15 protein-coding genes and 1 tRNA gene are annotated in these 14,472 nt (G+C 40.4%); 13 read left to right on the top strand and 3 right to left on the bottom strand.

The genetic code is table 11. The features are described from left to right. Positions 1 to 73: 73 nt before the first annotated feature. Both C6347_RS09345 and C6347_RS09340 read left to right on the top strand, forming a co-directional pair. Entirely contained in the window at positions 74 to 730 is a 657-nt protein-coding gene (locus C6347_RS09345; RefSeq protein WP_106036591.1) for a hypothetical protein, read from the top strand. A gap of 127 nt (positions 731 to 857) precedes the next feature. Continuing rightward, positions 858 to 931: transfer RNA gene (locus C6347_RS09340), tRNA-Gly, on the top strand. 97 nt (positions 932 to 1,028) lie between these two features. Here the strand turns inward: C6347_RS09340 and C6347_RS09335 are convergent. Beyond that, positions 1,029 to 1,625: a hypothetical protein gene (locus C6347_RS09335; protein WP_223253325.1), complete on the bottom strand. Its 597-nt coding sequence runs from the start codon at positions 1,623 to 1,625 to the stop codon at positions 1,029 to 1,031. Between the two features lie 83 nt (positions 1,626 to 1,708). Here C6347_RS09335 and queG point away from each other — a divergent pair, with 83 nt between their 5' ends. From queG to C6347_RS09285, 10 genes are all read left to right on the top strand, one after another. Next, the gene (gene queG, locus C6347_RS09330) at positions 1,709 to 2,857 is read left to right on the top strand and encodes a tRNA epoxyqueuosine(34) reductase QueG (protein ID WP_060596035.1); all 1,149 of its coding nucleotides are present in this window, start codon (positions 1,709 to 1,711) and stop codon (positions 2,855 to 2,857) included. 61 nt (positions 2,858 to 2,918) lie between these two features. Beyond that, entirely contained in the window at positions 2,919 to 3,821 is a 903-nt protein-coding gene (locus C6347_RS09325; RefSeq protein WP_060595838.1) for an amidase domain-containing protein, read from the top strand. Positions 3,822 to 3,864: 43 nt separating this feature from the next. Then, complete coding sequence (gene trmL / locus C6347_RS09320; protein WP_034282301.1) at positions 3,865 to 4,338, top strand: tRNA (uridine(34)/cytosine(34)/5-carboxymethylaminomethyluridine(34)-2'-O)-methyltransferase TrmL; 474 nt, start codon at positions 3,865 to 3,867, stop codon at positions 4,336 to 4,338. Positions 4,339 to 4,503: 165 nt separating this feature from the next. Then, entirely contained in the window at positions 4,504 to 5,211 is a 708-nt protein-coding gene (locus C6347_RS09315; protein ID WP_106039589.1) for a YrpD family protein, read from the top strand. A gap of 377 nt (positions 5,212 to 5,588) precedes the next feature. Beyond that, a complete protein-coding gene (locus C6347_RS09310) occupies positions 5,589 to 7,484 on the top strand; it encodes a PrkA family serine protein kinase (RefSeq protein ID WP_034663803.1) in 1,896 nt (631 codons plus the stop codon). 139 nt (positions 7,485 to 7,623) lie between these two features. Further along, a complete protein-coding gene (gene yhbH / locus C6347_RS09305; protein WP_060595839.1) occupies positions 7,624 to 8,787 on the top strand; it encodes a sporulation protein YhbH in 1,164 nt (387 codons plus the stop codon). A 363-nt stretch (positions 8,788 to 9,150) separates the two neighbouring features. Next, positions 9,151 to 9,783, top strand: coding sequence for a biotin/lipoyl-containing protein (locus C6347_RS09300; RefSeq protein ID WP_034663794.1), 633 nt, complete (start codon positions 9,151 to 9,153; stop codon positions 9,781 to 9,783). 39 nt (positions 9,784 to 9,822) lie between these two features. Next, a complete protein-coding gene (locus tag C6347_RS09295) occupies positions 9,823 to 11,442 on the top strand; it encodes a DHA2 family efflux MFS transporter permease subunit (protein WP_034663790.1) in 1,620 nt (539 codons plus the stop codon). Between the two features lie 17 nt (positions 11,443 to 11,459). Next, on the top strand, positions 11,460 to 11,984 hold the full coding sequence (locus C6347_RS09290; protein ID WP_034663787.1) for a flavodoxin family protein: 525 nt from the start codon (positions 11,460 to 11,462) through the stop codon (positions 11,982 to 11,984). A 13-nt stretch (positions 11,985 to 11,997) separates the two neighbouring features. Continuing rightward, complete coding sequence (locus tag C6347_RS09285; protein ID WP_060595840.1) at positions 11,998 to 12,357, top strand: hypothetical protein; 360 nt, start codon at positions 11,998 to 12,000, stop codon at positions 12,355 to 12,357. A gap of 111 nt (positions 12,358 to 12,468) precedes the next feature. Here the strand turns inward: C6347_RS09285 and cspB are convergent, their stop codons facing one another. Then, complete coding sequence (gene cspB, locus C6347_RS09280) at positions 12,469 to 12,669, bottom strand: cold shock-like protein CspB (protein ID WP_003212277.1); 201 nt, start codon at positions 12,667 to 12,669, stop codon at positions 12,469 to 12,471. Between the two features lie 211 nt (positions 12,670 to 12,880). Then, positions 12,881 to 13,972: a diguanylate cyclase gene (locus tag C6347_RS09270; protein WP_034663781.1), complete on the bottom strand. Its 1,092-nt coding sequence runs from the start codon at positions 13,970 to 13,972 to the stop codon at positions 12,881 to 12,883. Positions 13,973 to 14,070: 98 nt separating this feature from the next. On the opposite strand from C6347_RS09270, the gene C6347_RS09265 reads away from it, so the two are divergent. After that, complete coding sequence (locus C6347_RS09265; protein ID WP_060595841.1) at positions 14,071 to 14,451, top strand: hypothetical protein; 381 nt, start codon at positions 14,071 to 14,073, stop codon at positions 14,449 to 14,451. Positions 14,452 to 14,472: the final 21 nt, after the last annotated feature.

Here is a 14,472-nt window from a genome sequence, read left to right as displayed (position 1 = left end):
AATCCTCCTAATCTTTTTTTTGTATAATCAACCAAATTTTAGTATAATAGAAAAAACATCAAAGGGGATCTCAATGTTAAAAAAATGGAGTGTTCTTATATTCACTGTTTTTCTATTAGCAGGATGCGGCGAGAAGGCCGAAGAAACCACGACAACCGAGAAGACGGTATCTACAATAAACACGGAGTCTGCTACTAAGAAGCAAGTAACCATCGAACAAATGAAACTGACAAAAAAAGAAAAAAACTTACTAGAAGCATCAACCCCTAATGAAATGGTGGCTTTGACACTAAAAGGATTAACGAAGAAGGATAAGAGTATTACGTTTATCGGGAGTCATTACAAAAATGGTCGATTAGCTAATCAGGAAGCATCATCTGCCACCTTTACTTTACATCAGAATGGAACCGACCAAACGATGAATGTGCTCTTGCAATTAAAGCATGAGAAAGATACATATGAATCACAATTTAGTATTTGGTCAGACAAAAAGAATGAGGGAATGACGAAAGCGACATCAAGCTTCCCGTTCAAAGTAAGTGACTATGTTTTTTCTGCACAATCTGAAACTGTCAAAGTCTCTTCTGGAGGAAAGGCATTGATTGCATATACAGCGGCAATGGGGAAAGACGGGAATTCACCTATGCTTGAAGTGATTGAGAAGAATCCAAAGCAAGCGCTGAAGAATAAGTCACAAGCATACTTATTTTATATCCAGCTAGATAAATAACTATCGTAATATATACGGAGAATATGAAGTTTTTTGACGAAAAATCTTCATATTCTCTTGACGAATTGTTAAGAAAGTTGTAACATAATAAAAGTCAACGCGATGACGTTGCTTTTGAAAAATTGATGCGGGTGTAGTTTAGTGGTAAAACCTCAGCCTTCCAAGCTGATGTCGTGAGTTCGATTCTCATCACCCGCTCCAATACATAATTTTGTTTATAACGCAGTATTTCGTTTCATAGATAAACGAAGTGTTGCGTTTTTTATTATGTCAGTATAATGTGAAAAGCACTGTCAAGCTACAGTGCTTTTTCAATAAGTTCATATTTACTTTCTCCACCATGTATTTGTACAAACATCTTCGTCAAGGATTGGATTAGAGCTTCACTCTTTTCCCGGGAAATAGATGGCGGAAAGAGGATGATTTGCAGAATGTTTTTTGTGTCTTGAGAAATTTGTGCTTTACTTGCATGAGAAAATAATCCCTTAAGTCCCGCGTCCTCCTGCCATTCAATGTGGCCAGTCTCATGTTTTGCTAGTGAAAGCGGCTCTTCTATGCGATCAGCATCGAATGTCAGGATGGGCAAGAAATATTTTAAAGAGAAAAATATCGACAAATCCTGTACGGAATTGGTCGAGTCAATAAATTGTTCCTTTTGGATATCAGCAAGAATTGGCAGGAAAGGAACGTCTTTTAAAAGATCCGTCCATTCTTTGATTGCTGGTACTTCTTCTAAGACTTTATCTTCGTATTCAAAGAATAAAGATTCTTGAAACAGGCGTAGTCGGCCTTTTAACATTTGAGGGGATGTATCAACTTCAATATGCGAATATTCAATCTGTCCAACATGGATAGACGGGTTGTCAGGATGAGAAATTTCCATATGTATCTTCACAGTGACTCACTCCAATCGGTCATGATACACTCGTATTATACTGAAAACAACAGAAGAAACAAAGAAAGGAGGTTTGCAAGGTGATTCATGTTGGAGAATTAAAAGAAGAATTGATTCAATATGCGAAAGAAATTGGTGTCGATAAAATCCGATTTGCAAGTGCTGATACATTTGATTCATTAAAGGACCGCCTCATCTTACATGAATCGTTAGGGTATTTGTCAGGCTTTGAAGAGCCTGACATCGAAAAACGAACAAACCCTTCTTTGCTGCTTCCGAAGGCCAAATCAATTGTTGCGATAGCGCTCGCGTATCCTTCCAAAATGAAAGATGCTCCTCGAAGTACAAAGGATGCAAGAAGAGGGATCTTTTGCCGGGCTTCTTGGGGAACGGACTATCATGTTGTGCTGAAAAAAAAGCTCGATATGCTCGAGGAATTCTTGCGAAGCAAACATATCGATATACGGACAAAATCAATGGTGGATACAGGGGAACTGTCTGATCGTGCAGTAGCGGAACGCGCTGGCATAGGTTTTAGTGCAAAGAACTGTATGATTATCACGCCGGAGTTTGGATCTTATGTGTATTTGGCTGAAATGATCACAAATGTCCCATTTGAACCGGATGAAAAAATTGAAGACCAGTGCGGAACGTGCAATAAATGTGTAGATTCGTGCCCAACTGGTGCACTTGTGAATCCAGGACAGCTGAATTCTCAACGATGTATTTCATTTTTAACGCAGACAAAAGGATTTTTGCCTGACGAATTTCGTTCGAAAATAGGAAATCGATTGTATGGGTGTGATACGTGCCAAATCGTCTGCCCGATCAATAAAGGAAAAGACTTTCATTTGCATCCTGAAATGGAGCCGGACCCTGAAATTGCGAAGCCGCTCTTAAAGCCGCTTCTTACGATCAGTAATCGTGAGTTTAAGGAAAAATACGGTCATGTTTCAGGTTCATGGCGGGGGAAAAAGCCGATTCAGCGAAATGCGATTTTGGCACTTGCTCACTTTAAAGATACATCTGCCTTACCAGTGTTGATTGATTTGATGCACAAGGATCCACGGCCTGTTATTCGAGGCACTGCTGCTTGGGCAATAGGGAAAATTGGCGACGAGCAGCTGCTCCCAGAGTTGGAAAAAGCTCTTGAGCGGGAAAGTGATGAGGAAGCGAAACAAGAAATTGTCAAAGGGATTGAGTTTTTACAGACACCTTTAAATACTAAATAACATCCCTATGAACATAGAATGAACCAAACAGAGATTTTAAAAAAAGTTTGGTGGTGTCTGTGTGAAACAATTATTAGAGCAAACATTAGAAGACAGGCTTGGTTATTTATTAAATGGGAGTGCAATTAAACAGCCGCAGCTCATGTCTGATGTGGAAGCAGTTGAACGGAAAAAAGAGCTTTTTGCTAGAAGACAGGTGGAGATTGTCAAGGCGAAAGCCAAAGCAAAACTTCTTGATTCATCGATTCAGGATGACGGGGCTCAGCATGTGCAGTATCTCGCTCATCTCACTTATGTATGCAAGGATGCAGACGACTCTTTTTATTTAGAGGAGCAGGTAGAAAAAAGAGAAGCGTTCCTTTACAACGACATGCTTGTCAAAGATCGGATGATGCTAGAAAAACGGCAAATGGAAGAGCAGGTGGATGAGCGCTTTCAGACCGAAGAACAGTTTGGGAGAGCCTTTCACTATGACCGGCGGGCAGCTGTGCAATATGCGGAGACGTACTGGAATAAACGAAATCCCGCCTATAAAAATTTTGAAGATAACTGCACAAATTTTATTTCACAATGCTTGAAAGCAGGGAATGCACCAACGAGAGGGTATCCGAACCGCGGATCTGGCTGGTGGGTGCGTCCTCATACGTGGAGCTATAGCTGGACGGTGGCTCATTCGATGAAAAATTATTTAGCGAATTCAAAAGCGGGTTTAAGAGCAAAGAAACTCAAAGAAGCGCAGGAGCTTCAAATTGGTGATGTCATTTGCTACGATTTTGAGGGAGATGGCAGGTATAATCATACAACCATTGTCGTCGATCATGATAAAGGCGGAATGCCTCTTGTGAATGCACAGACATATGACAGCCGTATGCGTTATTGGTCGTATGAGGATTCGACCGCCTATACACCTGCTATTCGTTATACGTTTTTTCACATTTTGGACGATGCCGCGAAGGATAGTTAATGGTATAATGTTGAGCGGAAAAGAAAATTAGAGGTGAACTTTTTTGGGACTTCATGTCGTTTTATATCAACCAGAGATTCCAGCTAATACTGGAAATATTGCGCGTACATGTGCAGCAACAAATACAACTCTTCATCTGATTCGTCCGCTTGGTTTTTCGACAGATGACAAAATGCTGAAGCGTGCAGGACTCGATTATTGGAAATATGCCAATGTGGTCTATCATGACTCGCTTGATGAATTGTTTGAGGCTCATCCGAAGGGACAATTCTTCTATATCACAAAATTTGGCCAAAAGCCGCATACGACATTTGATTACTCTCAGTTAGATGAAGACTACTTCTTCGTTTTTGGCAGAGAGACAAGTGGATTGCCGAAAGATTTGATCGAACAGAATATGGACCGCTGCCTTCGTTTACCGATGACAGAGCATGTTCGTTCTCTGAATCTATCGAATACGGCAGCAATTCTTGTGTATGAGGCACTTCGCCAGCAGCAATACCGAGATCTGATTTAAGGTCATAATGAAAGCCGGGATACCTATCTTGGCTTTTTTTATATGAGATAAGAAATATAAAGAAGGAAAATACGACTTTTTTTATACTTTTTTTACATGTAAAAAAATAGGTAGTATGATAGATTGTAATCGCGTTTTCAAAAAATAATGAATCCATTAAATGAGATGAAAAAGCTACTGATCACTAGTGCCATTAGCTCTGCTATTTTAATGGGGACGATTCCAGTCAGTATCCCAGGTCTCTCTCAGACGCAGGAAATAGAAGCAGCGCAATTATCGAAAGGTATCGGCGGGCGTACTTATATCAATAGCAATGGATCAATATTGGTCACAAAGATTCAACTCCCTCCCGCAATGAGTGTGTCAAATGGGACAGCTTATATTTATTCTGGATTCACAGGTTCAAAAGAAGCAGACATCGGTCTTCAATACAGTCCAACCTATAATGTGTGGAAACCTACGATGAAAGTAGGAACAAATAATCAAGAGACATATATCGAAGGAAAAAATGATTTTACGTATACAAATGGATTTAAGCCTGGAAGTACTGTGCAAATGACCATTTATAAAAACTTGAATGGACATACAAGAGCGACGTTCTGGAGGACAAATAATGTTGGTTATACCGGGCGTATCATCACAGAAATTCAAAACTCAAACATTGGCTCTGTGACTAAGTGGAAATTACTGTCGACAGTAGCAGTGACTGACGATATCTACCGGAAAGATATTCGGGCAAACTTCTCTACTCGTTTTACTGACATCACATTAGACAGTCGTGCCGTCACACCTGTGATTGATACGCAAGACTTTACGTCCATTCATGTATCAGGGAATACAGTGAATATGCAGGTGCTAAAAACAACGAATTAAATGAAAAAAGGATGTTCCGCTAATGGAACATCCTTTTTTTCATTTACCAGGCTTGCCTTCGTAGCCAGCTGTGAAAATGGATACTAAAAACGTAATGATGACGCCCATCATAATGACCGTTCTCATATAAGCTTCCCCCTTATCCCTTTGTTTCTATCGCTGCCTGTTTCATATGGTGTGAAGTTCGCCTTGAAAAGCAAGAGAAGAAGATCATTTTTCTCCTGTTTTTCCTTTATTATGAAGGGTCTTGCGGATGGTTGTCAATTCAGTTTGCCAATTCGTCATTTTGAAGAACGAAAGCATGTAATAGGACGCCTCCGCATAGATTGTAAAACAGTATCTGATTACTTGCTTCAATCTTGAAAGAGGAGGTTCATATGGATATTTTAAAGAAAATCGAACAGCACAGAGAAGAAGAGCAGCGTCTCAAATGGGAAGGCACATTCAGCGATTATTTAGACATTATAAAGGAAAATCCACTTGTCGCTCAATCTGCTCATTCTCGCGTTTATCATATGATTAAAGACAGCGGGATTGAAGAGGAGAATGGGGTCAGAACGTACAAATTTTTTGATCAGGAACTTTTTGGGTTAGAGGAATCATTGGAAAGATTAGTAGAGGAATATTTTCACCCTGCTGCCAAGCGGCTCGATGTGAGGAAGCGTATTTTGTTATTGATGGGACCAGTAAGCGGCGGGAAATCTACGCTTGTTACTAGGCTGAAAAGAGGACTAGAAGAATATTCACTGACAGATCATGGCGCAGTCTATGCGATCAAAGGCTGCCCGATGCATGAAGACCCGCTTCATCTTATTCCGCAAAATCTGCGGGAGGATTTCTATAGAGAATATGGCATTCGTGTGCAGGGGAATTTGTCCCCTCTGAATATGATGAGGCTAGAAGAGGAATATGGCGGACGAATTGAGGATGTAAGGGTTGAACGGATCTTTTTCTCAGAGGATAAACGAACTGGTATTGGTACCTTTAGTCCATCTGATCCGAAATCTCAGGACATTGCTGATTTAACAGGAAGCATCGATTTTTCAACCATTGCTGAATTTGGATCAGAGTCAGATCCAAGGGCCTACCGCTTTGATGGAGAACTCAATAAAGCAAACCGAGGGATGATGGAGTTTCAGGAGATGTTAAAGTGTGATGAGAAATTTCTATGGCATCTCCTGTCATTAACGCAGGAAGGAAATTTTAAAGCAGGCCGTTTTGCCTTGATTAGTGCAGATGAATTGATTGTCGCTCATACGAATGAAACCGAGTACCGGTCGTTTATTTCAAATAAAAAGAACGAGGCCTTGCACTCAAGAATTATTGTGATGCCGATTCCTTATAACTTGAAGGTGACAGAGGAGGAACGCATTTATCATAAAATGATTTCAGAAAGTGATGTTTCTGATGTGCATATTGCCCCGCATACGCTGAAGGTGGCAGCGATGTTCTCCATTTTGACAAGACTCAAAGAGCCGAAGCGTTCTGATATTGATTTGGTGAAAAAAATGCGTCTGTATGACGGAGAGAGTGTCGAAGGCTTCCAATCTGCTGATATTGATGAGATGAAAAAGGAATTTCATGATGAAGGGATGAGCGGAATTGATCCGCGGTATGTGATTAACCGAATTTCCTCCACTATTATTCGAAAGAATATGGAATCGATCAATGCACTGGATGTCCTTCGATCCTTAAAAGAAGGACTCGATCAGCATCCGTCTATCTCCAGCGAGGACCGGGAGCGCTATTTGAATTTTATTTCTGTCGCGCGAAAAGAGTACGACGATATTGCGAAGAAGGAAGTTCAAAAGGCATTTGTGTATTCCTATGAGGAGTCTGCGAAAACACTGATGGATAATTACTTAGATAATGTCGAGGCGTACTGTAATAAAAACAAGCTGCGTGATCCGTTAACTGGTGAAGAAATGAATCCTGATGAAAAGCTTATGCGTTCAATTGAGGAGCAGATCGGTATTTCTGAAAACGCCAAAAAGGCATTCAGAGAAGAAATTCTGATTCGTATTTCGGCTTATGCGAGAAAGGGCAAACGCTTTGATTATAATTCTCATGAGAGATTGCGAGAGGCGATTCAGAAGAAGCTGTTTGCTGATCTAAAAGATGTGGTGAAAATTACGACGTCAACGAAGACACCGGATGAACAGCAGCTGAAGAAGGTCAATGAAGTAGTGGCTAGATTGATTGATGAACATGGCTATAATTCAACAAGTGCAAATGAACTTTTAAAATATGTAGGCAGTCTTCTCAATCGTTAATAAATGAAGGAGGCATTATTGGCGCACCTGCACCGGTAATGTCTTTTTTAGAAATGATCGTCAACTTGGGTGACGAGCAGCATAGGATAAAGGAATCGGTAGTTAGAAGAATTGTGCAAACAGGTGAGGAGGGGGATGGATGTCCCGGCAAGAAAAAAGTCAGTTTATTGTATCTCAGGAAGACTGGTCCCTCCATCGAAAAGGCTATGACGACCAGCAGCGTCATCAGAAAAAAGTCAAAGAAGCGATTAAAAATAATTTGCCGGATCTTGTCACAGAAGAAAGCATCATCATGTCTAATGGAAAAGATGTTGTCAAAATTCCGATTCGTTCGTTAGATGAATATAAAATTCGATATAATTACGACAAAAATAAGCATGTGGGTCAAGGCGATGGAGACAGCGAGGTTGGAGATATTGTCGCGCGCGATGGATCAGACAGTAAGCAAGGGCAAGGAAAGGGGCAGGGCGCTGGAGATCAGGCTGGTGAGGATTATTACGAAGCAGAGGTCTCATTAATCGATCTTGAGGAAGCGCTGTTTCGGGAGCTAAAGCTGCCAAACCTTAAACAAAAGGAGCTTGACGACATCATTGTCGAGCAAATTGAGTTTAACGATATTCGCAAAACCGGGTTAACAGGCAATATCCATAAAAAACGAACGATGCTGTCGGCATTTAAACGAAATGCGATGACAGGCAGTCCTTCCTTTTATCCAATCTACCCAGAGGATATCAAATATAAGACGTGGAATGAAGTGACCAAACCAGAGTCGAAAGCCGTCGTTTTGGCGATGATGGATACGAGCGGAAGTATGGGGCTTTGGGAAAAATATATGGCGAGAAGTTTTTTCTTTTGGATGACACGTTTCTTACGGACAAAGTATGAGACGGTCGATATTGAATTTATTGCCCACCATACGGAGGCGAAGGTTGTAGATGAAGAGCATTTCTTCTCGCGGGGCGAGAGCGGAGGGACCATTTGCTCTTCTGTCTATCGAAAGGCACTAGAGCTCATAGACGAACGATACCCGCCGTCGCAATATAATATTTATCCTTTTCATTTTTCTGATGGAGACAATTTGACCTCAGACAATGCACGGTGCGTGAAGCTTGTTTCTGAAATTATGAAAAAAGCCAACTTATTCTGTTATGGTGAAGTGAATCAATACAACCGGCATTCTACATTAATGTCAGCATATAAGCATATACAGGATGAGAAATTTAAGCATTATATTTTGAAGCAAAAATCAGATGTTTTTCTCGCACTAAAAAAATTTTTTCAGCAGGAAGAAGTTCTTTCGTAAATAGCACATTTGAAAAAACCTTTCAGCATAAGGGCTGAAGGGTTTTTTGTATGGAGAAGGAAGGGATCACCAGAAAAAAAGTAAAACTTTCTCTTTGACATTTCAATTTTCATTTATTAATATTTAATCTTGTTAAATATAAGTTTTTCAAAAAAGATGCCGATCGTCTTTTCTTCTTTTTCTACTCTTTGCTCATGAGTGAACAATAAGTATAAATGGGCTGCACACCATTTTTCAGGCGGAGTAGATGAAGGAGAAATAACAGCTTTATGAGCTTGTTTCATATTCTGTCAGATGATGGGCATTCTAAGTTTGCTAAAGCAGATGACACTATATTTTTATACATGAAAGGAGAAACAAAACATGAACAGAGGGCGTTTATTGCTAACGAACATTATTGGCCTTATTGTGATTCTTGCCATTATTGCCGGAGGTGCTTATTACTACTACGAAAGCACAAATTTTGTCAAAACTGACGAGGCGAAAGTGACAGGTGACATGTATCAAATCACAGCACCAGCAGCTGGACAAATCAAAGGCTGGGATATCAATGAAGGTGACGAAGTGCAAAAAGACAGCACAGTTGCAAAAGTTGAAGGAGAAACAAAAACAAACATTAAATCAGTGGCTGATGGCACATTAGTCAAAAAAGAAGTACAAAACAATCAACAAGTGCAGCCTGGTACAGTTCTTGGTGAAACCATTGATTTAAGCAAGCTTTACATCACAGCGAATATCAAAGAAACAGATATTAAAAGTATTGAAAAAGGCGACAAAGTCGACATCGTGGTAGATGGTGATCCTGATACAACATTTGAAGGAACAGTTGAACAAATTGGTTATGCGACAAACTCAACATTCAATATGCTGCCAGCAACAAATTCAAGTGGTAACTATACAAAAGTCACACAAAAAGTAGCAGTGAAAATTTCAATTAAAAATCCATCAGACAAAGTACTTCCTGGTATGAATGCTTCTGTCAAAATTTCATCTTAATGATGTTTGATATCAAAAAATGAAAGGAGGTTGTCTGAGATGGCAAATCAACCTGCAGCAACAAAACAGGGAGCAGGCTCCTTGTCTTTACTGATCATTTTAATGGCCGGCTTGTTCGTAGCGATTTTGAACCAAACGCTTCTGAACGTAGCCATGCCCCATTTAATGACTGAATTTAATGTGAGTGCAACGACGATTCAGTGGCTTACAACAGGTTATATGCTTGTCAACGGTGTGCTGATTCCGTTATCTGCGTTTTTAATCACACGCTTTGGACAGCGCAGCTTATTTCTAGTCGCCATGATCTCGTTTACACTAGGGACCTTTATTTGCGGGATTGCGCCGAACTTTTCAACGATGCTCATCGGTCGTTTGATTCAGGCAATCGGCGGCGGTATCCTGCAGCCGCTCGTGATGACAACAATCCTTTTTATTTTCCCTCCGGAAAACAGAGGGAAAGGAATGGGGATTTTCGGTCTTGCGATGATGTTTGCTCCTGCGGTAGGACCAACATTATCTGGTTATATTATTGAACATTATTCTTGGCGTATTATGTTTTATGGACTTGTACCAATCGGAGCGATTGTCATTATCGCGGCTTTCTTTATGTTTAGAAATATTGTAGAGCCTAAAAAAATCAAGCTGGACAGCCTTGGTGCGATTCTTTCCATCGTTGGTTTTGCTTCGCTTCTATACGGAGTGAGTGAAGCGGGAAGTGATGGCTGGACAGATCCGATCGTCTTATCGACGATTATTGTTGGTGCGATTGCGATCATTCTCTTTATTTTCCAACAGCTGAAAGCTGATAATCCGATGCTTGATTTCCGCGTGTTTAAATACAGCATCTTCTCATTATCAAGTGTCATTAATATTATTATTACAGTTGCCTTATACACTGGGATGTTCTTACTTCCGATTTATCTGCAGAACCTCGTTGGGTTTACGGCATTGCAATCCGGGCTATTAATGCTTCCAGGGGCACTTGCGATGCTGATTATGTCCCCGATTTCAGGGATTTTGTTTGATAAATTTGGACCTCGTCCGCTTGCGATTGTGGGGATGCTCATTACCGTTGTCACCACATTCGAGTTTACAAGGCTGACCATTGATACATCGTATAGTCACATTGTGCTCATGTATGCAGTTCGTGCATTCGGTATGTCACTCCTTATGATGCCGGTGATGACAGCTGGGATGAACCAATTACCACAGCACTTAAACAGCCATGGTACAGCGATGTCTAATACATTAAGACAAATTAGCGGTTCGATCGGTACGAGTTTGATCACAACGATTTATACGAATCGGACAACATTCCATTATTCCAATATGGCGGATCAAACAAATACAGCGGACCCGTTCTTTATGAATTCATTCCAGGCGGCTGTGTCGAATGTGATGCATCATATGGGCATGACAGCTGAAGCTGCTCAAAAATATGTATCCACCCAGCTCTTTACGAAAGCACAGGTCGATTCAAACGTAATGGGCATCAATGATGCTTACATGTGGGTAACGTTATTCTGTGCCGCTGGTGTCATTCTCAGCTTGTTCCTGCGTGATGTACGTAAGGATAAAAAGCGAAAAGATCAGCAGCATAAAAAACAAGAAATGACACTGCTTCCAGCACCTAAGGAAGCAAACCAAGATGCAAGATAAGTGTGGAGGGACCGTACATGAAAATTTATGTCGTATACGATAGTGAAGGTGACCATACAAAAGCACTGGCAGAAGCAATTGCAGCAGGCGCAGGTGAAACAGAGCAAGCTGAAGTATTCGTCGATCACGTGAAAGATGCGGATATTCGCAAGCTGGATCAAATGGATGCGATCATTTGGGGCTGCCCTGGTCACTTTGGTACCATTAGTTCTGGGTTAAAGACATGGATTGACCGTCTTGGCTACCTATGGGCAGAGGGAAAACTGATCGATAAAGTCGGTGCCGTTTTCTGTACAACTGCTACAACGCACGGCGGTTTAGAAATGACGATGCATAATTTGATTACACCAATGTTCCATCAAGGGATGCTTGTCGTTGGCCTTCCTGGAAATGTGCCAGAGAATGCTTTATACGGCTCTTACTATGGAGCAGGTGTGACATGTCCGATTGATTCTGATGAAGTGATTTCTACAGAAGGCATTGAACTCGGCAAAGCATTAGGAAGACGTGTAGCATCAGTCACTGCGTCATTTAAGCGATAAGGAGAGGGTTCTTTTGGCGACGATTATTGTAGCGTTAGTAGCTGCTGTTCTAGTCATTATCGGATTAGTAGCGTTCAATGTCAGACACGCTTCGGTCGAGAAGAAAGAGATCAAAGAAGATGTGCCCAATCAGCCTGACGTGCCGCACAGCGAGTCAGAAGTTGCGGCGAGACCTGTAGAGCCTGAAGAAGAAGAGGAAGCGTCAAAGCCTTCTCAAACGGATGAACGAGTGTCTGGCGATGATTTTTATAGACAGGCGCTTCAAAAGTTTAAGCAGCCAGAACCACCTGTCAAAGAAGAAGAACCAGAGACAAAAATGAATGATGATATGTATCGTTCTGCTTTACAGAAGCTAAAGCAGAAGGACAAATAAAAAAGAGAACCTCTCGCAGGTTCTCTTTTTTTATGGCACAAAAAAACCGCCGGCAGAAGCCGGACGGTTTTCCTTCACTCTATAAAGTGCTAAAGAGCAGATGCTCTTAAATTACGCTTTGTTAACGTTAGCAGCTTGTGGTCCACGGTTACCTTCAACGATTTCGAAAGAAACTGCTTGACCTTCTTCTAAAGTTTTGAAGCCTTCGCCTTGGATAGCAGAGAAGTGAACGAATACATCGTCTTGACCTTCTACTTCGATGAATCCGAAACCTTTTTCAGAGTTGAACCATTTTACTTTACCTTCTAACATGAAATTTCCTCCTAAAGCGATCTTAACGCTTAAATTCACTATTCTTGCTCTTACACAAACTTCAAAGACGAAAACTCTTTCAAAACTTTCTTCTTAAAGATGATACGAACAAAAATAATTACCTTTACTTTACCAGTGTTTGCGGGAAAAAACAACTGTTATACGAAAACTTTTTTAAAAATAATTAGCGCTAACAAATTGAGGAAAAAGCCTATATTAATTGGCCTCTTTTTCTCTCTGAGAAGCTCACTTGATTTCGGCCAGACTGCTTCGCTTTATAGAGCTCCTGATCAGCCATAATCGGTAATTGTTTGATGTCTGCACTTGTTCCGGGGTAATAAGCACACCCAAGTGATACTGTGATATGAATGGACATGCCATTTTGTAAATATATCGGCTGATCTGCTATTTTTCTCCGTAAGCGTTCTGCAATCTGCCATGTTTTTTCAACTGTACAATTTGGTAGAAGGACAGCAAATTCCTCACCGCCGATCCGGCCAATATAATCAGAGCTTCTTGTGTTTTTCATCAACCTTTTTCCGATTTCTTTTAAAACCATATCTCCCTCATGATGTCCATATTGGTCATTGATGGATTTGAAGTAATCGATGTCTAAGTAAATAAGGGACATTTGATGGATAGGCTGCTTAAATTTCATAGAAAAAGCATCACTTAAGACCTCATCGAACTTCCGTTTATTTAAAACACCTGTTAAAAAGTCATAATGAGCTTGGAATTTATACAAATTTAACAGCTGATATGCTTTTGTTTGATGCTCAATGACGTAAAAGTTAAACAGTCCTGCAACATATGAGAACATCCAATAGGCAGAATGGACTTCAATAGAGGTCTCATGTGCAATCGTGATAAACAAAAAAGTTGCAATCACATTGCTGATCGTAATGGACAAAAGCATTTTCGCAACTTGATTCATATGGCGCTCAGCAATTAAAAAAGAGGCTGTTGCAATGATCATCATGGAAAAAATATTGATGAAAGAACCGACGTTGGCATCAATTAATAATCGGCCAATGATCACAACACAGGCTGCAATGATGGTTTGGACGATGCCTCCATAAAAGGCCGTTAAAATAAGGGGGATATGTCTTAAATCGATGATGGCTGGACCTGCTTTGATAGAGAAGAACATTAAAAGGACACCGAGTAATCCAGAAAGAATGCCTTTGCATAGCTGTCTGAGCAGGGTATCTTCTTTCTTCAGAAAATTCTCTTTAAACACAAGCATAAATAAATAATGGAAAGTGACAAGAATTGTTAAATTAATAAAGAGGTCTCTTAGCAAAATAAAATCACCTTTTTAAAATTACTAAAATTTGTTGCAAAAGAAAAGGGGAAAAAGGATAATTAATAAAAATTTCACTTATGAGGGGATCGAAACACATGCGAGGAAAACGCTTCCCAGATGAAACGGACTGGCTTTCTTTTTTTGAAACGGAGCCTGATGAAAGGTTCGAGAGAGGTATGCCTATTGAATATCAAAACCTGACATTTCGATTTGAAAATCAAGACGAGCGCTTCGTTGTCACGATGTACCTTGGAAGTCAAGAATTTACGTTAAAGGCTGTTCGAAAAAAAGAGGCATCTGTTTTAGGCATATATGATTTTAAAACCGTGCAGCATGTAGAGATAAAAAAGGACAGGCCAAACGAGAAAGAGCTCTTAATCATAGTAGAAGCTTATGACGATTTTATCACAACAGTTGAAATCACCTTTTTACCTTTCTTCTCTGTGATGGTGAAAGAACATTTTTCAGGAGAATAAACAGGAGCCTCTATTTATGAA

Origin of the sequence: Bacillus sp. NMTD17 (genome assembly GCF_002998735.1) — a bacterium.
Classification (GTDB): domain Bacteria; phylum Bacillota; class Bacilli; order Bacillales; family Bacillaceae; genus Bacillus.
This window is presented reverse-complemented; position numbering and strand designations above follow the sequence as displayed.